Origin of the sequence: Paraburkholderia sp. RL17-381-BIF-C (assembly GCF_046026435.1) — a bacterium.
Classification (GTDB): Bacteria; Pseudomonadota; Gammaproteobacteria; order Burkholderiales; family Burkholderiaceae; genus Paraburkholderia.
Genome location: NZ_JARESX010000009.1, coordinates 25,695 through 45,927, shown reverse-complemented (window position 1 = coordinate 45,927; position 20,233 = coordinate 25,695). Strand labels below are relative to the sequence as shown.

15 protein-coding genes and 2 pseudogenes are annotated in these 20,233 nt (G+C 62.0%); 2 read left to right on the top strand and 15 right to left on the bottom strand.

All coding sequences use genetic code 11. From position 1 onward, the window contains the following. The first annotated feature begins 109 nt into the window (after window positions 1-109). Window positions 110-358, top strand: coding sequence for a hypothetical protein (locus tag P0D70_RS08535; RefSeq protein WP_408184171.1), 249 nt, complete (start codon window positions 110-112; stop codon window positions 356-358). On the opposite strand, the pseudogene P0D70_RS08530 reads toward P0D70_RS08535, so the two are convergent. The 6 genes and pseudogenes from P0D70_RS08530 to P0D70_RS08505 form a co-directional block, all read right to left on the bottom strand. Beyond that, window positions 321-1,055: pseudogene (locus P0D70_RS08530) on the bottom strand (IS6 family transposase). The gene P0D70_RS08535 and the pseudogene P0D70_RS08530 overlap by 38 nt on opposite strands. Continuing rightward, a complete protein-coding gene (locus P0D70_RS08525) occupies window positions 965-3,286 on the bottom strand; it encodes an ATP-dependent Clp protease ATP-binding subunit (protein WP_408184097.1) in 2,322 nt (773 codons plus the stop codon). The pseudogene P0D70_RS08530 and the gene P0D70_RS08525 overlap by 91 nt, the downstream one beginning before the upstream one ends. A gap of 168 nt (window positions 3,287-3,454) precedes the next feature. Then, entirely contained in the window at window positions 3,455-3,976 is a 522-nt protein-coding gene (locus P0D70_RS08520) for a general stress protein (protein ID WP_408184096.1), read from the bottom strand. A 177-nt stretch (window positions 3,977-4,153) separates the two neighbouring features. After that, complete coding sequence (locus P0D70_RS08515; protein ID WP_408184095.1) at window positions 4,154-5,626, bottom strand: efflux transporter outer membrane subunit; 1,473 nt, start codon at window positions 5,624-5,626, stop codon at window positions 4,154-4,156. Window positions 5,627-5,652: 26 nt separating this feature from the next. Then, on the bottom strand, window positions 5,653-6,942 hold the full coding sequence (locus P0D70_RS08510) for an efflux RND transporter periplasmic adaptor subunit (protein WP_408184094.1): 1,290 nt from the start codon (window positions 6,940-6,942) through the stop codon (window positions 5,653-5,655). 25 nt (window positions 6,943-6,967) lie between these two features. Beyond that, window positions 6,968-10,174 (bottom strand): efflux RND transporter permease subunit, encoded by a 3,207-nt coding sequence (locus P0D70_RS08505; RefSeq protein ID WP_408184093.1) that lies wholly within the window; start codon window positions 10,172-10,174, stop codon window positions 6,968-6,970. A gap of 364 nt (window positions 10,175-10,538) precedes the next feature. Here P0D70_RS08505 and P0D70_RS08500 point away from each other — a divergent pair. Further along, window positions 10,539-10,669: pseudogene (locus tag P0D70_RS08500) on the top strand (alpha/beta fold hydrolase); the annotation flags it as partial. Window positions 10,670-10,896: 227 nt separating this feature from the next. Here the strand turns inward: P0D70_RS08500 and P0D70_RS08495 are convergent. From P0D70_RS08495 to P0D70_RS08455, 9 genes are all read right to left on the bottom strand, one after another. Beyond that, window positions 10,897-12,012 carry a porin gene (locus P0D70_RS08495; RefSeq protein WP_408184092.1) on the bottom strand — a complete coding sequence of 372 codons (1,116 nt, stop codon included), beginning with the start codon at window positions 12,010-12,012 and terminating at the stop codon, window positions 10,897-10,899. Between the two features lie 396 nt (window positions 12,013-12,408). Beyond that, complete coding sequence (locus P0D70_RS08490) at window positions 12,409-13,155, bottom strand: LysR family transcriptional regulator (RefSeq protein ID WP_408184091.1); 747 nt, start codon at window positions 13,153-13,155, stop codon at window positions 12,409-12,411. A 62-nt stretch (window positions 13,156-13,217) separates the two neighbouring features. After that, on the bottom strand, window positions 13,218-14,774 hold the full coding sequence (locus tag P0D70_RS08485; RefSeq protein ID WP_408184090.1) for a methyl-accepting chemotaxis protein: 1,557 nt from the start codon (window positions 14,772-14,774) through the stop codon (window positions 13,218-13,220). A gap of 134 nt (window positions 14,775-14,908) precedes the next feature. Continuing rightward, window positions 14,909-16,039 (bottom strand): NADH:flavin oxidoreductase/NADH oxidase, encoded by a 1,131-nt coding sequence (locus P0D70_RS08480; protein ID WP_408184089.1) that lies wholly within the window; start codon window positions 16,037-16,039, stop codon window positions 14,909-14,911. A gap of 131 nt (window positions 16,040-16,170) precedes the next feature. Then, complete coding sequence (locus P0D70_RS08475; RefSeq protein ID WP_408184088.1) at window positions 16,171-16,377, bottom strand: hypothetical protein; 207 nt, start codon at window positions 16,375-16,377, stop codon at window positions 16,171-16,173. 126 nt (window positions 16,378-16,503) lie between these two features. Continuing rightward, window positions 16,504-17,412, bottom strand: coding sequence for a LysR family transcriptional regulator (locus tag P0D70_RS08470; RefSeq protein WP_408184087.1), 909 nt, complete (start codon window positions 17,410-17,412; stop codon window positions 16,504-16,506). A gap of 73 nt (window positions 17,413-17,485) precedes the next feature. Next, window positions 17,486-18,184 carry a VOC family protein gene (locus P0D70_RS08465; protein ID WP_091807933.1) on the bottom strand — a complete coding sequence of 233 codons (699 nt, stop codon included), beginning with the start codon at window positions 18,182-18,184 and terminating at the stop codon, window positions 17,486-17,488. 41 nt (window positions 18,185-18,225) lie between these two features. After that, window positions 18,226-19,485 (bottom strand): MFS transporter, encoded by a 1,260-nt coding sequence (locus tag P0D70_RS08460; RefSeq protein ID WP_408184086.1) that lies wholly within the window; start codon window positions 19,483-19,485, stop codon window positions 18,226-18,228. A 268-nt stretch (window positions 19,486-19,753) separates the two neighbouring features. Beyond that, window positions 19,754-19,999: an H-NS family nucleoid-associated regulatory protein gene (locus P0D70_RS08455; protein WP_408184085.1), complete on the bottom strand. Its 246-nt coding sequence runs from the start codon at window positions 19,997-19,999 to the stop codon at window positions 19,754-19,756. Between the last annotated feature and the right edge of the window lie 234 nt (window positions 20,000-20,233).

The window sequence follows — 20,233 nt, the reverse complement described above, 5'->3', positions numbered from 1 at the left end:
GCCGCCTACGCATTCTGGCTTGCTTTCCAATACGTTCAAGACGCAACACGGTGGAATTGCTGTCGCCTTACTTAGCCGAGTCTTGCTGTTCAGTACGACAGTTACGCTGGTGCTGACAGTTGTTGAGCAAGGCTATGCGTCGGGGCTCGGCAATGCGCTTTGGGCTCTCGATAGCAGACAGTTGCAGGATCAGCTCGATGGAATGCTGCATCTGCCACTGATACGCTATGTCGAAGTCCGCGAGACGCAGGTTCCTCACCCGTTGAAGGGCACTGTCAACTTGTCGGCAGCGGCACGGACTCCGGCGAAGAGTCAATCGCTCAGGAGGCGGTCGACGGATTTTGGGCTACGGCTGTGAATTCGTGCCACGCAGCGAATCGAGAAGCGAGTTGTTCGCGATAGAGCGAGGCGCGCAGCAAGTGCCGCTTGAGCGCGAAGTGCTGCCGGATCAGTCCGAAGCTCGAGAGAAAAGCCTGCGTGCGCTTCGGGTCACGAAATCCGCGCATGCGCCGCTCACGTTCACGCGTAGGCTGATGGCTATTCTCCGCGCGATTGTTCACCCGGGCCGCAGCCTTGACGAACACATGTTTGACGTTCGCCAGGTCGGGGATGTCGGCCTTGGCTGCCGGGTAGCTACGAAGCTGATCGGTGACAATCTTGCGCGGCACGCGGCAAGAACGAAGCACGTGCCTGAAGAACCGTTTGGCGGCCGCTTTGTCCCGCCGTTTCTGCAGCAGCATGTCGAGTTCGGCCCCATGTTCATCAACGGCACGCCATAGCAGGTAAGGCTCACCGCACAACGTCACAAACACCTCGTCCAGATGCCATGTGGTGCCGGGTGTGGGGCGAGCCGCTTTGACCCGTCGTGCAAAGCCCGCGCCAAATTTGTCGCACCAGCGTCGAATCGTTTCGTAGCTGACGACGACACGGCGTTCGAATAGCAGCTACTCGATGTCGCGCAGGCTCAACTGAAACCGATAGTACCAGCGCACGGCGCAACTGATGACGATCGCGGGAAAGCGATGGCCGCGGTAAAGTGATTTTGTGTTCTGCATCGCCAGATGTTACCCGACCCATTCGGCAACGTGACAATGCCGTCGCTCGCAAGGTTGCTGGTGGCGATGATCAGCGTATTGCTGAAATCGACCGTGCGCCCTTTGCTATCTGTCAGCCGTCCGTCATCCAATACTTGTAGCAGGATGTTGTAGACGTCGGGATGCGCTTTTTCGATCTCGTCGAGCAGGATCACGCTATAGGCTTGCCGGCGCACACGCTCGGTCAACTGGCCGGCTTCGTCGTGGCCGACATAACCGGGCGGCGCGCCGATCAGCCGTGAGACGGCATGGCGTTCCATGTACTCGCTCATGTCGATCCGCACAATCGCGTTTTCATCGCCGAATACCTGCTCGGCAAGCGCTTTGGCCAGTTCCGTTTTGCCCACGCCCGAGGGGCCGAGGAACAGGAAATTGGCAATCGGCCGGTGACCTTGCTGCAAACCCGAGCGCGACAGCCGCACGGCGTCGCTGACCGCCCGGATCGCTTCTTCCTGGCCGATCACCCGTTGATGCAGCCGCTCTTCGAGTTGCAGCAGCTTGGCCTTCTCGGCTTCAGTGAGTTGCGTCACCGGAACGCCGCTGATTTTCGACACGATTTCCGCGACGTGATGCGCGGTTACCTCCGCCGTGTTCGAGCCGATCTTCTGCTTCCAGCCCTCGGTTGCTTCGTGCAGCGTGGTCTGCCGTTCGTCGATGGTGGTTTCGAGTTCCTTCGCGCGATCGTACTGTTTGCGGCTGGTCGCGTAGCTCTGCTCGCGCTTGAGTTGGGCGATTTCCGCTTCGCCTTCGTGGATGTCGATCGGCCGCGAGGTTTGCGAAAGATGAACGCGCGCCGCGGCCTGGTCGATCAGATCGATCGCCTTATCCGGCAGGAAGCGGCCGGAAATATAGCGCTCGGAGAGTTCGGCGGCCGCCACCAGCGCCTGATCCTGAATCGTCACCTTGTGATGCGCTTCGAGCCGGTCGCGCAGACCGCGCAGGATATTGACCGTTTGCTCGACCGAAGGCTCAGCCACGATCACGGGCTGAAAGCGCCGTTCAAGTGCCGCGTCTTTCTCGATGTATTTCTGATATTCCGACAGCGTGGTCGCACCGATCAGGTTCAGTTCGCCGCGCGCCATGGCCGGCTTGAACGTGTTCGCGATATCGAGCCCGCCTTCGCCACCCTGGCCTGCGCCGACGATCGTGTGTACTTCGTCGATGAAAATGAGAACCTCGTGCCGGCCGGCGACGATCTCCTCCATAATCTGCTTCACGCGTTCCTCGAATTCGCCGCGATACTTCGCGCCGGCGACGAGCGAGTTGACGTTCAGCTCGATCAGGCGTTTGTCGCGCAACACCTCCGGCACGTCGCCGTTCACGATGCGCTGCGCGAGGCCTTCGAGAATCGCCGTCTTGCCGACACCGGGCTCGCCGATCAGTACTGGATTGTTTTTCTTGCGGCGCGCCAGCACTTCGATCGTGGTTTCGATTTCGCGTGACCGTCCGATCACCGGATCGAGCTTGCCTTCTTGGGCCAGCCGCGTCAGGTCGCGTCCGTGTTCGTCGAGTTTGGGCGTTTTCGAAGGCGTATCGATCCGGCCATGCTCCGCGCCCTTGCCGACCACCCGCAGCGAGTGCTGCAACAGCGATTGCGACGTGAGACCGAGTTTCGCGAGCAGCACACCGGCGAAGCTATCGGGCACGTCCGCGAGTCCCAGCAGAATATGCTCGGGGCCGACGTAGCTATGACCCATTTCGCGTGAGATCATAAAGGCGCGATCGAGCGCGCTCTTCACGCGTGGCGAGACGCCGAGCTGGACCCTGGTGGTTACGGGCGCGCCAGGGCGGCGCGTCGCGTTGGCGTCGATATAAGCGCGGATGTCGTCGGCGGAAACCTTGTGCTGTTTGAGCAGGGTCTGGACGACGTCGCTTTCCGGCAATTCGTAGAGAAGATGTTCCGTATCGACTTCACGGCTGCCGAACAGCACTGCGCGCTCGGCTGAGCGCTGCAGAATCTCTCTCGCCTGGTCGCTGAAATGCTGTTCGATACGGTTGCGGTTGTGCGCGGACGACATTTGCCCGCGGCGGGGCGTGGGCGTCGTCGTCGTGCCGGGTTCGTCGAAGAGTCCGCTGCCGAATAGCGATTCCAGCGGCGAGATGTAACGTTGATGGCGCGTCAGCTGGACATAGTGAAAGTCGCAAACGTCGAGGTCGCGCCGCTCGCCGTCCTGCAGTACGGTGACGCGCACCGAAGCGGGCCGTGCGCCGCAGATGTCACACAGAGCCTGAGGTATGTCGATAGTCCTTTTGATCGGGTGAATCCGTTGAATCCTCCGGGTGAGGATCCGCAAATGGAAACGGCCGGCGCTGCCTGGTGGGTGACGCCTGCCGCGAGTGACCTTCGCAAGGCAATACCCTTACGAGCTGGTTTCGCTTCCCGCTGCGGTGAAGAGCCCAAGCTTGCTGAGGATGGCGCGCGCCTGCTCGACTTCCTCCGTCGTGCCATGAACGATCAACAGGAAGCCATTAGCTTTGACCGCCGTTTCGTATTTCACAGCGTCGTTCTTCGGCACGCCGAGTTCCGCCAGTGCCGCACCGATCGCCGTCACGCCGCCGCCGAGCACGGCACCCTCGAGCGCGGACACGACAGCCGTCACGATCGGACCGGCGAGGCCGACCACGCCGAGGCCCGGTACCAGAAACAGCGCCGGCGTCAACAAGAGGCCCCAGATGCCGCCCCAGAACGCACCGGTTGCACCCCACGATTTGATGCGGTCGCCTGCGGTATAAAAGCCGACGGCGTGTTCCTCGGAGTGATAGCCCTTGCCGACGATAGACAGCCTGGTCATGTCGAAGCCGTTCTGGCTCAATTCCTTGACGGCTTCGTCAGCGGCGTCGTGGCTCGAAAATACTGAAACGACGGCGTTGTCCTGATTCATTGTTCAGCTCCTGGTAGACCATCACGATGAGGTCGTTGCGTGGGATACGGCGCGGCCACGAAAGACGTTGTCATCGCTGGCCGCGTCGCGGGATTCAAGTCGCGTTCGCGTAAGCCGAGTGTCGCAAAAGCGCTTCGGTTTCTCTTTTCGATTCGCACGGTGATTGCCATACGAGCATTACTCTGTGCCTTGCGATGACACCGCCAGCGCCGTGCGATCCCATCCGCCGCCAAGTGCTTTCAGCAACTGCACGCTCGCTTCCACGCGTCTTGCCTGAACCTGCGCTTCGGTGCGCTGGTTGGTCAGCGCAATGGTTTGCTCGGCGACGACGTCGAGATAACTGACGGCGCCGGCCTGATAGCGGTTCTGGGTGAGCTTGAGCGAGAGTTCCGCGGCGGCCGTGGCGCGCCGTTGGCTTTGCGCTTCGCTCGCGAGCGAGTCGAGCGCCGAAAGCTGGTCCTCGACCTGCTGGAAAGCGACCAACACGGTTTGCCGATAGTCGGCCACCGAGCCGTCGTACTGCGCCGTGGCGCCCTTTAGCGCCGCTGTGCGCTTGCCGCCGTCGAACAGCGTGCCCACCAGTTGCGGACCGATCGACCAGAACAGACTCGGCGCGGTTAGCCATGGAGAGAAGAAGGTGCTCTCGAGCCCGACGCTCGCGCTAAGCGTGAGGTCCGGATAGAACGCCGCCTTCGCCTGACCGATCTGCGCGTTGGCCGCAGCCACGCGCCGCTCCGCCGCCGCGATGTCCGGGCGGCGTTCCAGCAATTGTGACGGCACGCCCGCCGGAATCTGCGGCACGGGAATGGCTTCGATATTCGGCGGCAGCGAGAAGGACGACGCAGGCACGCCGATCAGCGTCGCGATGGCATGCGTCAGCTGGGCGCGTTGCACCTCGATATCGGTGGCTTGCGAGCGGGTGCTTTCCAGTTGCGCTTCGGCTTGCGCGGTAGCGGAGGCGTCGATGGCGCCGTCGGCCAGTTGCTGCCTGAGAATCTTCAGCGCCGCAGCGTAGGCGCTCACGCTGTCGTCGAGCAGCTTCTTCTGGATATTGAGCGCACGCAGCGCGAAGTAGTCGCGCGCGAGATCGGTGCTCATCGAAAGTCGGACTGCCTCGAGATCGGCTTCGCTGGCCTGGGCGGAATCGCGCGCGTTTGTCACGGCGTCGCGTACGCGTCCGAACAGGTCCGGTTCCCACGAGGCGGCTACACCCATCGAATAATCGGGCACGGTCTTGCCGGCGAGGGAATGGCCCTCCACGTTTTGCGAGAGACGTGTACGCGATTGTGCGGCGCCGGCCGTCACGGTCGGCAGAAAGCCGGAGTGCTGGTAATCGATCAGCGCGCGTGCCTGCTGCAATTGCGCGACGGCTTTTTGCACGCTCTGATTCGACACCGGCAGCTGATCTTCGAGCTGATTCAGTTCAGGATCGTTGAAGACCTTCCACCAGTCGCCGCGTGGCTGCGTATCGACTGGTGTTGCAACGGCCCAGCCGGATGCCGCCTGCGCGGGGCGGGTGGGCGCCGCGTAGCGATCCGGCACGGCCGTCTCGGGCACCTTATAGGCGGGCAAGGTGGAGCATGCCGTCAGCGCGCATGCCACAACGGTCGCCAAGGTCTTGCGTAGGAATGTCAGGGGCAGGGCGCGCATGGTCGGCTTCCTTGGGGTGAACGGCATTAGCCGTGTGCAGCCGACGCGGCGGAGGCGGCCTTAGTGACATCGGCAGCGGCAGCGGGCGCCATCACCTGCACGGCCTCGCCTGCGGTGATCGCATCGCCAGGGTTGTCGATCACGCGATCGGTCGCGGTGAGACCGGTGGCGATCTCGACGTAGGTGCCGAAATCGCGGCCGATCGTCACGGTCTTCAGCGCGACCAGGTTGTTATCGCCGACCACGGCCACGGTCACGCCGGTCGGACGGAACAGCAAGGCACTTACCGGCAGCTCGAGTGCGGGATGCGCGGTGTCGAGGGCAAGATGGACCTGCACATAAGCGCCGGGACGCAACGCGCCGTCCTTGTTGTCCACGTCGACTTCCACGCGCATCGTGCGGCTCGATGGGTCGATCACGTCGGAACTGCGCGCGACCCGCGCCGGGAACTGGCGGCCGGGATACTGCTGGGTCGTCAGATAAACCTGCGTTCCCACGCTGACGAAGCTCGCGTCGTTTTGCGGAATGTCGGTAAAAGTACGCAACACATCCGTCTGCGCGATGTGGAACAACTCGTTGGCGGGCGCGGCGAGACCGGGCGTGCCGCCCGCCGTGACCAGCGCTCCCACATCCACGTTGCGCACCGTGATCACGCCATCGAACGGCGCGGTGACTTTCTCGTACGACACCATCTCCGTGAGGCGCGCGACATTTGCCTGCGCCGACGCCAGCGTCGCGTGTTTGGCCTGCATGTCGGCCGTTTTGCTGTCCGCGTCCTGCTGCGAGACGGACTGCGTTTGCAGCATCTGCTGCCAGCGTTGCGCGGTGGTATTGGCGTAGTTGTAGTTGGCTTGCGCAGTGGCCGCATCGGCGCGCGCCTGCTGCAATTGCGCGTCGAGTTCCGGCGTTTCGATGGTGGCGAGCAACTGGCCGGCTTTCACCTTGGCGCCGATATCGCTGGTCCAGTGCTGGATGTAGCCGCTGGTTCGCGCATACACCGAGGCATCCGCATAGGGCATGACGGCGCCCGGCAGCAGCAATTCTTGCGAAGCCGGCGCGTGGCCGGGCGAGACGACCTTGACCGTCAGCGCGGTTTGCGCGGCAACCTGTTGGTCCAGCGCCGAACTGGCCCGCAAGCGCGGCACGATGCCGATGATCAGCAGCACAGCGGCGACGCCCGCGAGAATCAGCGGCAGACGGTAGCGGCGCAGTGCGCCGGCGCGGACGGTCTCGCGTGGCGGCGCCGGGCGCAGGGTAGGCAGACCTGCGCTGGTGACGGCGCCGTCGTGTTCCGGAGTGGCATCAGGCGTGTTCATGATGGAGTCCTATCGTGGGCATTGGTTATTGAGCCTGGCTAGCGGTGGTAGCGGTGGTAGCCGTGGTAACGGCCTGGCGGGCGCGGCGCTTCGCGAGCAGGCTGTGAACCAGCGCGAACACCACCGGCACGAACAGCAGCGTGGAAATCGTGCCGATGCCGAGGCCGCCGATCACGGCGCGGCCGAGCGGTGCGTTCTGTTCGCCGCCATCGCCGAGACCGAGTGCCATCGGCATCATGCCGATCAGCATGGCGAGCGCCGTCATCAGGACGGGACGGAAGCGGCTGAAGCCGGCCTCGAGTGCGGCGACGAGCGGATCGGCGCCTTGCTGCAACAACTCGCGCGCAGTGTTGATCACCAGAATGCTGTTCGCCGTGGCGATGCCGATGCAGAGAATCGTGCCGGTCAAGGCAGGCACGCTGAGCGTGGTGTGAGTGGTGAACAACATCCACGAGATACCCGCGAGCGAGCCGGGCAAGCCGCTCACGATGATGAGCGGATCGAGCCACGACTGGAAGTTCACCACCATCAGCAGATAGACAAGCGCGATTGCGAAGATCAGGCCGGTTTCGAGGCCGCCGAACGATTCGTTCATCGATTGAACCTGGCCGCGGATCACGATCGACGAACCCGGTGGCAACTCGGCGCGCGCCGCATCGACGAGATGCGCTACGTCCGTGGCGACGCCGCCCAGATCGCGCCCTTGCGTCGACGCGAAAATGTCGAGCACCGGCTGCACGTTGTAGTGCGAGACGACCGCTTGCTGCGTGCTGCGCGACATCGTACCGAGTGTGCCGAGCAGATTCTGTGGACCGGTGGTGAGGCCGAAGGTCGTGATCGGAATGTTCGCGAGCGTTTGCAGCGAGTGAATGTCGTACTGTGGCACTTCCGCCATCAATGGATAGCTCACGCCGTTCTTCGGATCGAGCCAGAAGTTCGGTGTGGTTTGCGAGCTGCCGGACAGGGCGATCAGCAGGTTCTGCGCGACGTCGCGTTGCGTGAGGCCGGCCTGAATGGCCTTGGTGCGATCCACGTCCACGTCGATGGCGGGTTCGTCGCCCGGTTGCTGGATGCGGGCATCGACGAGACCGCGCACGCCGCGCAGTTTTGCCAGCAGGCGATCCGCCACGACGCGATTTTCTTCGAGCTTGTTGCCGACGATCTGGATATCGATCGGCGCGGGCAGGCCGAAGTTGAGAATCTGGCTGACGATATCGGCCGGCAGGAACGAAAATGTCACGCCGGGAAACGACGCGTTCAGCACGTTGCGCAGCTTCGCCACATAGCCCGCGGTCGAGCCGGCGCCGGGCTTGAGCGTCAGCATGATGTCGGCATCTTCCGGGCCGACCGGATCAGAAGAGTCGTAGGTCAGGTTGATACCGCTGACGGGCACGCCGATATTGTCGAGCACAGCCGCCTGATCCTGTTTGGGAATTACGCTGCTGATTTTCGCTTCGACTTCGTCGGTGATGCGGGCGGTCTGTTCGATTCGGGTTCCGGTGGGCGCGCGCAGATGCAGACGGATTTCTCCGGTATCGACGGCAGGGAAGAAGTCGCGCCCCGCGAACGGAATCAGCGCGAGCGAACTGAAACACAGCACGAGGAAGATCGGAATGAAGCGGCCACGATGAGCAATCGCGCCTTGCAGAACGTTGCGATAGCCGCCGCGAAATGCCTCGAAGCGGTGTTCGAAACGCGCCTGAAACCGGACCAGCCCGCCGAACCGTCCTTGTGCGGCTTTGCCGTCTTTCGAAGGCGCGCGCATCAAATACATCGCGAGTGTCGGAATCAACGTGCGCGAGAAGAAATACGACGCGCACATGGCAAACACCACGGCTTCCGCGAGTGGCACGAACAGATAGCGCGCCACACCCGAGAGCAGGAACATCGGCACGAACACGATGCAGATCGACAGCGTGGACACGAAGGTCGGCACGGCAATCTCGCCCGAGCCGTTCAGGATCGCATCGTGTAAGGGCTCGCCGGTTTCCAGATGATGCGTGATGTTCTCGATCGCGACGGTGGCGTCGTCGACCAGAATTCCGACCGCCAGGGCGAGTCCACCCAGCGTCATGATGTTGATGGTCTCGCCAAGAGCGGACAGCGCGATCAGCGATGTCAGCACAGCGAGAGGTATTGATACGGCGATGATCAGCGTGGCGCGCCAACTGCCGAGAAACAGCAGGATCATCACGGCGGTCAGGCAGGCCGCGATCAACGCTTCACGCACCACGCCGGTGATCGCCGACTTCACGAATAGCGACTGATCCGAAAGCGGGGTGATGACCAGTGCCCTCGGCAAACCTGCGGCGATCTTCGGCAGCATGTCCTTGACCTGCTGGATGATGGTGAGCGTCGACGCGCTGCCGGTCTTTTCCACTTGCAGCAGCGCCGCGCGCTTGCCGTCGCTGCGCACAATGTTGGTTTGTGGCGCATAGCCGTCGATCACGTGCGCCACGTCACGCACGTACACTACCGCGCCGTTGATCGTCTTGATCGGCAGATCGTTCAGCGCGGCGACCGTGTCGGTGCTGCCGTTCATTTGCACGTTGTATTCGCGGGTGCCGATCTTCGCGGTGCCACCCGGCAAGATGAGGTTCTGCGCATTCACGGCGTTGACCACGTCAGCCGGCGCGAGGCCTTTTGCCTGCAATGCCTGCGGATTGAGTTCGACCATGATCTGGCGGATCTTGCCGCCGAACGGCAGCGGCACGGCCGCGCCTTGCACGGTGGCGAGTTGGGTTCGGATGAAGCTGTTGCCGAGGTCGTACAGCGTCTGCTCGGGAAGCGTATTGCTCGACAGGCCGAGCTGAAGTACCGGTACCGTGGAGGCGTTGTAGGTGATGATGTTCGGCGGCAGCGTGCCCGGCGGCAGCACGCGCAGAATCGACGCAGAGTTCGAGGCGGCTTCGGCGATGGCGCGGTTGATGTCGGCGCCGGGGTGGAAAAAGATCTTCACCACCGACACGCCGTTGAGCGATTGCGATTCGATATGTTCGATATCGTCCACGTCGGTGGTCAGCGCGCGTTCGTAGTTCGATGTGATCCGATGCGCCATATCTTCGGCGGAAAAGCCGTTGTACGACCAGACAATGCTGACCACCGGAATGTTGATATTCGGAAAAATGTCCGTCGGAGTGCGGATGATCGCCAGCGGGCCGAGGATGAATAGCAGCACGGCCAGCACGATGAACGTATACGGTCGTTGCAAGGCAAGTCTGACGATCCACATGACGGATTCCTGATGACGGAAGCCTGATGCGTTCAGGCAGGTGTTGCACGGGGGACGGATAGTGTTGTCGAGTGAGCCGGAGCGGTCACTGGTTATGGCAGGAGATTAGCGTCTTTCGATCTGCGAGGATTCGCTGCGAGGCACTGACTTTGCGAATTCGCACGACGGCTGTACGCGAACGATGCGGCGGCGCAAAAAAACAGAGCGCCAACGGTGAGGCCGCAGGCGAGCAGTCGGTATAGCCGTACGAATACGACAATTACGGGCGATCAGAAAGATCGCGCTCGCCGGCTATCGCCAATACTGCTCTGACGTTCGGCACACCGGCAGACACCGGTCAATCACCTCGAAAGGAGCAATAGCAATGGCATATTTCACTACCAGAGACGGCACGGAAATCTATTAAAAGGATTGGGTACAGGCCAAACGATTACGTTCTCCCACGGCTGGCCGCTTGACGCGGACGCATGGGACGCGCAGATGATGTTCCTCGCGCCGATTTGCATGGCAGGTTTGGCCAGCTTGCGAGGATCGAACGACAGGCCGGCGGAAGCAACGCGGCAGAAAGAAAAAAGGCCCGCATGGCGGGCCGAATCCACATCAGGAGGAGACATGGAGGAGACGAAAGAAGTGTAAACCTCGCTCACGAAAAATGCAGCGAGGGATCCGGCAACACAGTGTTGCGCGAGACTGAACAGTGAAGCGGCACCTTGCAGCAACCGCTAGAACGTGTGCCGCATCCCGAGCGTCGTCACCATCTGCCGATTCGTCGACGACGAGGTGTAGCCCTGAATATCCGCCAGCGCGCCCCCGCCGGCTTGCTGCAGGTAGACCATCAGCGCAATGTCGGTTCGCTTGGACAGGTAGTAGTCGGCGACGAGGTTGAGCTCGTTCCACTTCGGTTTCTTGCCCGTAATGGTGTAGTCACCGGTCGTATAAACGTACGCCGCGCCAAGCAGGAAATCAGGGCGGACATAGTAATTCGCGCTCAGGCTGAAGTTCTGTATGTTCAGATGCTGACCGTCGAGATAGTTGAAGTTGACGTCGGTATAAAGCGCGCCGAACTTCAGCAAGCCAAAGCTGTAAAAACCACCCGTGCCGAAGATTCGCTGTTTCTTCGCGTAGGCGTGGGTGCCCAAAGCGCTGCGGTCGAACGTCAGGTAGGTGGGCGAATAATCGGTATCGATGGCGCCGGTCGGGTTGGTCGCACTATACGGCGAATCGAACTCCGTGTACGCGACGTTCCAGTTCAGGCTGCCATAGTTGTAGCTCGCGCCCGCGCCGAAGCTGCGGTTGTCGTTGAAACCGGTTGTCGAGTTACTGAAGCCGTACTGCGCAGTGGCCTGGAAACCCGCGATCTTCTGCGATGTGTACTTGATCGAGTTGTTGACGTGCAGGTTGGCGTACGTGTTGTCGTTGTCGCCAATCGTGCCATTCCAGTTGTACGCGGTGTTCAGGCCGAGCAGGTCTTCCACGGTGTCGTATTGCCGCCCGAACGTGAGCGTGCCCCACTTCGTATTGGTCACGCCGATATACGATTGACGGCCGAATAAGCGGGCATTAAATGAAGCATTGCCGTTATAGATATTGAAGCCGTTCTCCAGCGTGAAGATGACGCTGGTGCCGCCGCCGATATCTTCCTTGCCGCGCAGCCCCCATCGCGGCGACTGGTTCGTGCCGCTGACAGCCTGATAGGTGTGGTGGCCGCCCTGATTGGTCGAAAAAGCCCAGCCACCGGAAATAAGCCCGTAAAGCGTGACACTGCTCTGCGCGAAAGCACTCGAACAGATCGTTGCCACGCCGAAGCCGCACGCAATGAGCGATACTCTGATTTTCATCTCTTTACCTAAAATATAAATATCTGAACAGAAGCTTGAGCTTGCGTGAGCAGCCGGACTTTTCTGACCTGATTGAAGCTATCGATCGATAAATAATGCGATGGTTTAGCTCGTCGGTGCGGGTGAACGCGCGCGGACTGCGCAAGGTCGACGACGCATCCGGGCCGGCTGAGACTTCTAGTGGCGCAGCCTCGGGTGAGAGTTCGCTGAGCCAGTTCGCAGGTTATTCACTCCAAAAAAATAGATATATGGGGTGAAAATGCAACGCAGCATTGCGTTGTCTGCGATGCAGGCGCGGGGCATCGTATCGGGAGGCGACGCGCGAACATAGGCCAGCATGCACATGAACATGCGCTTACTCAGGAATGTCCGTGTCGTTCAGGTCACACACTCACGTCACAGCGCGTCGCCTTGCAATACAGGGTTCGCTGCGTACACGGTGCCGAGGAATTCAATGAATACCTTGAGTTTTTTTGGAAGGTGCCGGTTCGGCACGTACAGCACCGAGCCTCTCATCTGCACCACCCTCGCTTCTGCGTCGACCATGAAATCCCAGTTGCGCGCACGCCCGGTATCCGCCGATACGTAGTTCACGCCGAGGTGGCGATCGAGGTCGTCGATCGTTTCGGGCATGCCATGCAGCGCGAGATAATCGGGCGACGCGCACGTGCAGGTTTGCATCATCCCGATACGCTTCGCGACCAGACCCGAATCGTCCAGCGTATCCACTCGCACGACGCAGTCGACGCCTTCACCGACCACGTCCACGTGACGATCCGTCAGCCCGAGCTCAAGGTCGATGTCAGGATACTGCGCGACAAAGGCCGGTAGCGCGGGGATGACGATATGCCTGGCCATCGCCATTGGCAGGTTGACTTTCAGGCGCCCTTGCGGCGAGACCTTGGCATGTGAGAGCGAGCCTTCCATATCATCGATCTCGTTGAGGACGCTGACGCAGCGCTCGTAGTACATGCGCCCGTCTTCGGTAAGCGACACTTTGCGAGTCGTTCTTTGCAGCAGCCTGCAACCCAGGCGATGCTCCAGCCCTTGCAGAAGCTTGGAGACCTTCGGCGCGGTCGAGCCGAAGGAGTCGGCCGCCTTCGTCAGGCTTCCCGCCTCGACGATCCGCACGAACACTCTCATTGCGTAAAGCGTGTCCGTTCAAGGTCTCCCTTTCTCACGGTTTGGGTGTTACGCGCGTATCGCTAGCGCCTTGCTGGTACGCGGAACACCGAAACGGCGGTTTCCAGATCGCCGGCCCGCGCTTCAAGCGACAACGCCGCCGCGGAGGCCTGCTCCACTAACGCCGCGTTCTGCTGGGTCACCTGATCCATCTGGGCAACCGCGCGATTGATCTGCTCGATTCCGATCGACTGCTCTTCGGATGCCGAAGCAATTTCGCTCATCAGATCGCTGACCTTGCGCACCGAATCCAGAATTTGCGTCATCGTCTGACTCGCGTCGTCCACCTGCTGCGCGCCCGCCGAGACGCGGGACAGCGAACTGCCCGTCAATTCCTTGATCTCTTTGGCGGCCGTCGCGCTACGCAGCGCCAGTAGGCGGACGTCGCCCGCCACCACGGCAAAGCCGCGCCCCTGGTCGCCGGCGCGGGCCGCTTCGACCGCCGCGTTCAGCGACAGAATGTTGGTCTGAAACGCAATGCCTTCTATCACGCTCGTGATCTCGGCAATTTTGTGCGAAGAGCTGGACAGTTCCTTCATGGTCTCGACCACCTTCAGCGACGCCTGATTGCCCTGATCGGTCAGCATGGCGGTGCTCGTCACCAGCTGTTTGGCCTGCTTCGCGTGCGCGGCGTTCTGCCGTACGGTCGACGTCAACTGCTCCATCGACGAACTGGTCTCTTCCAGCGACGCGGCCTGCTCTTCGGTGCGCTGCGCAAGATCCACGTTGCCGACCGCGATTTCACGCGCCGCCGTGTCGATCGACGTTGCGCCGTCCCGCACCGCGCCGATTGTGCTGACCAGTTTGCTTTGCATGGCTTGCAGGCCGTCCATCAACTGGCCCATCTCGTCGCGACTAAGCACCTCGATCTGCGTCGTGAGGTCACCGTCGGCAATCGCTTTGAAATGGCGGAGTGCCTGATCGAGCGGGCCGCTGATCGCGCGTTGCAGCGACCACCAGGAGAAGGCGGCTGCGGTCAGGGCAATCAGAATGCCGGCTAGCGCGAGTTCGACGAAGCGGCGAAAGCGCGCCTGTGCCGCTGCATAAGTGGCGCGCGCGGAGGACACCTGATACTTGCCGAGCGTGTCCATGGCTTCCGTCACGTCGATGAAAAGCGACGGTGGGGTATGCAGGGCGGCATCGACGAGCTTTGCCGAGTCGTGGGCGGCCAGCGCGTCGAACATCGGTTGAATGCCGTTGGCAATCAGGGCGTCGAGCTTCGCGTTAGTGAGTTCGGTGAGGCGGCTTTCTTCAGGACCATCTGCTGGCAACGCGCGATAAGCCGCCCACGAATTGCGCGAAGCGCTCAGCAGTTTTTGGGCGTTCTGCACGTTTTGCGGGACGCTGGGACTCGTTGGGTCGAGCGCGATGCGATAGAGCCACAGACGCATTCTCGATAGCGAGACGCTGGCCTCGCTGAGCGCGGTGGAAGAGGCGAGCTGATTTGAATAGAGTTGCTCGACGTCGCTATTACTCATCGACACGCCGGCAATGCCCATGGCGCCGCCGATCACCAGCAGCAGGCCCAGAAAACTCACGGTGAGCGCGAGGCGCGCGCGGATACTGATATTCTTGAACACGGTATGGACGAAAGTTAAGTGGACGCGGGCACAGCCGCGTCGGCAAGAGGAGAAAGACACGGGCGCCCGCTTGAGTCATGCACGGGCGCCCGATTGACGGTGCTGGAACGCGAGTCCGCGTTGGCGGGTTCGGCTCAAGAAACGTTGGCTGTCCCGTGGCGGGCGAGTTGAGCCCCGGCCCACAAAACCGGCTTGCTGCGTTCGTATTGCGGCGGGTAGCTGATCGAATCCGCGACGCCGAGGGTGTGAGCCGCGTGCCACACCCAGCGCGGATCATCCAGAAAGGCACGGCCGAGCGCCACAGTGTCCGCCTGCCCCGAGGCGATGATCGCCTCGGCTTGTTGCGCATCGGCGATCATGCCGACCGCGCGCGTGTGGAGCCCGGCATTCGCCTTCACTTCGGCGGCGAACGGGACCTGGTAACCCGGTTGCACGGGGATGCGGGCGTTGACGACGCCGCCCGTGGTGACGCACACATAATCGGCGCCACGCGCTTTCAGCGCATTGGCGAACGCGATGGTCTCGACCACTTCAATGCCGCCAGGTGTCCAGTCCGAGCCGGTGATGCGCAGGCCGAGGCACACCTTGGCCGGAATGACCTCGCGAACCGCCGTCGCCACTTCCAGTGGAAAGCGCATGCGATTGTCGAGCGAGCCGCCGTACTGATCGGTGCGTTGATTGGCCAGCGGCGACAGGAACTGATGCATGAGGTAGCCGTGCGCCGCGTGAATCTCGATCACGTCGAAGCCGAGGCGCAGCGCACGGCGGGTCGCCGCGACGAAACTGTCGCGGACCCGCGTCATGTCGGCGTGCGTCATTTCCTTCGGGGTAGGCCAATGCTCGCCGGCCGCGATTGCGGAAGGACCTTCCGTGGGCCACGGATCTTCAAGCGGGCCCAAGGCCGCGCGGCCTTCCCACGGGCGTTGGGCCGATGCTTTGCGTCCCGCGTGGTTGATCTGAATGCCCCAACGCGTCTGTGGCGGCGCCACGCGCCGCGCCGCGTCCATCACGCGCGCGAGGGCGGCCTCGTTCGCGTCGCTGTAGAGGCCGAGGCAGCCGTGCGTGATCCGGGCCTGACGCTCGACCGCCGTGGCTTCGAGAACGATCAGCCCTGCGCCGGAAATGGCGAGCTGCATCAGATGCATCAGGTGCCAGTCGTTCGCGCATCCGTCGTCAGCGCTGTATTGGCACATCGGCGAGACGACGATCCGGTTCGGCAGTGTGACGGGCCCGACGGTGGTGAGGGAAAACAGGGTGGATGTCATGCTTCATCTCCAGCAAGTTGCAAGTTGATATCGCTGACATGGACGAAGTACTGACTTTCCGGAAAAGGTGGGGAACGTCGAACTGTCGATGCTCGCTAGCAATAGGAAAACCAATCAAATCTTCAGATGTTTCAGGTGAGGCGGTTGTCCGCGGACTTTGCGCACACCCCGCTGTCCGGATCGGAGTATAAATGATCAAGTGATAAAAAAAGAACTTCGGCGCTCGGAGCGTGGGCGTGGCGCAACGCCAGCGCACCGACGTCGCGACCCACGTCGCGCGGAACCGACGCACCGTCGCCGGCCCCATGCATGAACGGGCATTTCGTTTCAGTCGACATGCGCCTTCTCCGTGATGGGTTGGAGTCAGCTTCCGCTTATTCGGCGCGCGTCGATTGCGTGCAACGCACGGCTTTTCAAATGCGCACGACATTATTTCGATGCCGGCCGGCAGGTTCGCACGGCGCTCAGGTGGGGACGGCAATCGCGTGTTCCGCGAAATCGATGAACGCATGAACCTTTCTCGAATGTCGGCGATTCGGCAAATAGGTTGCGTAGACGAAGGCATCGCCGCCTTCGGGCGTCGCCTGGGCGTCGGTGAAAAGCGCCGTCAATCTGCCCGCCGCCACGTCGGCGCCCACCAGCCATTGCGGGAGGAGGGCGATACCGTGACCGCCCAGCGCGGCGCCGGCCAGCATGTCCAGGTTATTGGTCAGCAGCTGTCCATTCACGTCGACGGTTTCGGACCTGCCCGGATAGCGGAAGACCCATCGTTGCCGATTGCCGGGCTTGTAGACGAAGCGCAGGCACTCGTGGCGAATCAGTTCGGACGGCGCCTGCGGGGTGCCTTTTCTTTGCAGATAGTCCGGGCTGGCAACCACGAATCTTTCGCTCTGGCGCAGCCGCTTCACGATCAGACGATCGTCCGCGGTGGGGACGCCGACCCGCACAGCCAGATCCAGACGTTCGCTGACCAGGTCGAGATGGTTGTCCGACACTACCAGCTCGAGGTTGACGCGCGGATTCTTCTTCAGAAACGTGGCGATATGCGGGGCGATATGCAAACGACTGTAGGTGGCGGACACGCTCACTCGCAACGGTCCCATCGGATCGATTCCGCTGTCGATCACGCTGTCGTCGGCGCCCGCCAGATCGGTCAGCACCTGACGAACCTGTTCGACGTAGGTCACGCCGGCGTCGGTGAGCGAAACGTTGCGTGTGGTGCGCGTCAATAGCGAGGTACCTAGCGACGCTTCCAGGCCATCCATCAGACGCATGACCGATGAGGTGGTCTTGCCGAGCTCGTGAGCGGCGGCCGTAAAGCCCCCTGATTCCGCAACGGCGAGCAGCGTTCGCAACGCTAGCAGCTTGTCCATACTTTCTCCCACGTCACGGCATCAGGCCTGCCTGTTTGAATCTTTCCAACGCTCTCCGATCTTTTGCGAAGCGTCAGAGCTTGACCGCGGCGCGGCGAATCACCCGTTCGCCCTCGCTCGTTTTCACGCCCATCGCGTACAGTCCGGAGGTCTTCCGGTTGTAGCGAATCTCGAACGGAAAGTCCGACGGCCGGCCGATCTCGCCGAGCCATGCCGCGAGCGCGGCTTCGTCTTCGCCGATCTCGATCCAGTTGAGCCCTTGGCCCTGTACCGATCCCGTGCCCGGCTCTGTCGGCAGGCTCGCGGTGTGCGGTCCGTTACCCGGCTTGAAGTACAGGTTGGGCTTGCCGATCGGCCATGCCGTCAGCGCGCTCGGCGTCTGCAACGCAAAGCCGCGCTTGCCGTTCATCATCTGACGGCCGGCGTCCTTGCCGGTGGTGCTTTCGTCGACGACCGTGTTGTGATGTCTGGCGAAAGCCTTCAGCTCGTCCAGCGAGTCGGTGCGCAGGCACCAGCCCACGAAGCAATCGCCTTCACGCGTCTGCTGCTCGAAAAAACTGGCCAGCGGTTGGCCTCGCTTGAGGACCGTATGATCGACAATGCCTTCGACTTCGATGTAGATGTCCGGCGCAAGCGGCACGACCTTGTGGCCGATGCCGTAGAGCGGGAAGAAGCCGCCGTCGTAGTTGCCGAACCCAGTTTCGCGGCTCAGCCGGAACGTGGCTTCGTAGACGTTTTGTGCTGCAAGACAGACGTGGTCAAAGTGGATCATTGAGACATTCCTGATAACGGTGAACTACTGGGTAAAGCGCATTAATCGATGCTGTTCAGTCCGAGGCGCCCGGCCTCGCCCGGTTCGCCGGCACGGCCGTCGTAGCGGGGCAGCAGAAGGAACACGAACGCCGCGGCGGCCGCGAGTACCGCGCTCAGCACGAGGCCCGGCTGGTAGCTGCCCAACCTGTCGGCCAGCCAGCCAATCCCCAGCGGACCTACGCCCGCGGCGATGCACAGTGCGCCGTACTGAAACGCGTAGGCACGCGGAAACATCCTGAGACCGAAGTAGCGGGTGCACATCAGCGCGACCAGATCGATCTCGCCGCCGAAGGTCCAACCCACCGTGAACGCATACAAGGGCGCGTAGCCGATGCCGCCGAGCTTGAGCGTCAGCACGCCGGCCATGCCGACCAGACAGGAAAAGGCCATCAGCCGCGGCGCATGCACATAGTCGGAGAGCCAGCCCACGATCAGGCGCACGCAGACCGTGCCGATGCCGAGCAGGCTCATGTATCTGGCCGCCGAGGCGGCGTTCGCGCCGAGTTCGCGCAGCATCGGCGCCATGTGTTGAGCGCTGCCCGCCACGAAGAGCGTCGACAGCGTGAAGGCGAGGAACATGATCCAGAATGTGCTGGTCCGTTTGACCGCCGCGAATTCTGTGGCGAGCTCGCGCAGATCGGGGGCATCGGCCGGGGCGGACTGCTCCATGGCGCTGGATTGACTGTCGCGCAGGATCAACAGCGCGATCGGCGCGCCCGCTGCGGCGATGGCAGCCAGCATCAGATAACCGGAATGCCAGCCGCTTTTGACGATCGTGGCCGCGATGATCGGCGGCAGGATCGCGCCGCACAATCCCAGCCCGACCTGAGTGAGGCCGAGCGCGAAGCCGCGGCCGCGATCGAACCATCCGCTGACGATGCGTGTAAACGTGAGACCGCTTGTGCCGCCGCCGAAAAAGCCGGCCAGACCGACCAGCACGATGTAGGCGGTCGGTGTCGAGATCAGTTCCGCCATCGCCACGAAACACGCGGCGAGCGCGAGCGCGCTGCCCGCCGCCGTGCGCGCCGCGCCGAAGCGTGACAGCAGGCGCCCCCACATCTGCAGACCGAGCGCGAGTCCCAGCGTGAAAGCGAGGTAACCGGCCCCGTATTGCGTCTTCGTGAGACCGACGGCGCCCTGCAGGTCCTTGGCAAAGAGTCCGAGGTTGTAAGAGCCCAGCCCGATCACGCCAATGCCGAGGCCCAGCGTCGAGCCGATCAGTTGCACCCATCCGCGTCTAAATTCAGCTAGTTTGTTCATCGAAGATGTCATGGAAGCGGAGGATAAATTATCCATCGATTAATATAAGGGCGAAATCGTGTTTCGATATCCGCAATCGGGAGGGGCAAATGGTGCTCGAGTTGCCGTGAATTCGGCGCTGACCTGCGCCGTGGGCGGCGGGGAGGCCTTCGCTGTGAACTCGAGACACAGCTTATTCAAGCCAAAATGATTGATAAACCGGGTGCAAAAGCAACGCAGCATTGCATTGACTGCTACGCAGAGTTCGCGCAGGCGGCTTTCTCGGACCCTAGTTGCAGCGGAAGTGCTCGATACTCTGGCCGGCGGCCACCGCGCGTTTCAGCCATGCGGGCAGTTCGCCGTCGCCGCTCCAGACGTTGCCGAACGCGTCCTGGTAGCGCAAGTGGCGCTGATCGTTTTCCAGTGCCGCTTGCAATGCCGACTCGGTAATGCCGCATTCGTCCATGCGTCTCCTGATCCACAGAATCAGGCGTTCTCGCGTTTGCGCATCGGGTCGGGCGATGAGGGTAGACATGATCGTTGGCGTAGTGAGGTCGAGGGAATCCATCTGGGCAGGCGTGGCGCCAATTTGACCATGGGGACTCCCGCCGTTGTTTCGCAAACGCACGGTGATTATCGAACTTGCAAGCAGAGAACTGCGACCTATCCGCCAGTGTCAGATAACGGCCTGACGCTCTGAGGCGAAGCAGCCTGAAATGGCGGGCTCGAGCAAGAAGCCGTTAAAAAGGCTGGGAGACGAGCGCGCCGC

Excerpts from the sequence above, each read along its gene's own strand:
- P0D70_RS08520 (WP_408184096.1), bottom strand. The coding sequence starts at position 3,976 with ATGAATCAGGACAACGCCGTCGTTTCAGTATTTTCGAGCCACGACGCC.
- P0D70_RS08515 (WP_408184095.1), bottom strand. The coding sequence starts at position 5,626 with ATGCGCGCCCTGCCCCTGACATTCCTACGCAAGACCTTGGCGACCGTT.
- P0D70_RS08510 (WP_408184094.1), bottom strand. The coding sequence starts at position 6,942 with ATGAACACGCCTGATGCCACTCCGGAACACGACGGCGCCGTCACCAGC.
- P0D70_RS08505 (WP_408184093.1), bottom strand. The coding sequence starts at position 10,174 with ATGTGGATCGTCAGACTTGCCTTGCAACGACCGTATACGTTCATCGTG.
- P0D70_RS08495 (WP_408184092.1), bottom strand. The coding sequence starts at position 12,012 with ATGAAAATCAGAGTATCGCTCATTGCGTGCGGCTTCGGCGTGGCAACG.
- P0D70_RS08490 (WP_408184091.1), bottom strand. The coding sequence starts at position 13,155 with ATGAGAGTGTTCGTGCGGATCGTCGAGGCGGGAAGCCTGACGAAGGCG.
- P0D70_RS08480 (WP_408184089.1), bottom strand. The coding sequence starts at position 16,039 with ATGACATCCACCCTGTTTTCCCTCACCACCGTCGGGCCCGTCACACTG.
- P0D70_RS08475 (WP_408184088.1), bottom strand. The coding sequence starts at position 16,377 with ATGTCGACTGAAACGAAATGCCCGTTCATGCATGGGGCCGGCGACGGT.
- P0D70_RS08470 (WP_408184087.1), bottom strand. The coding sequence starts at position 17,412 with ATGGACAAGCTGCTAGCGTTGCGAACGCTGCTCGCCGTTGCGGAATCA.
- P0D70_RS08465 (WP_091807933.1), bottom strand. The coding sequence starts at position 18,184 with ATGATCCACTTTGACCACGTCTGTCTTGCAGCACAAAACGTCTACGAA.
- P0D70_RS08460 (WP_408184086.1), bottom strand. The coding sequence starts at position 19,485 with ATGAACAAACTAGCTGAATTTAGACGCGGATGGGTGCAACTGATCGGC.
- P0D70_RS08455 (WP_408184085.1), bottom strand. The coding sequence starts at position 19,999 with ATGTCTACCCTCATCGCCCGACCCGATGCGCAAACGCGAGAACGCCTG.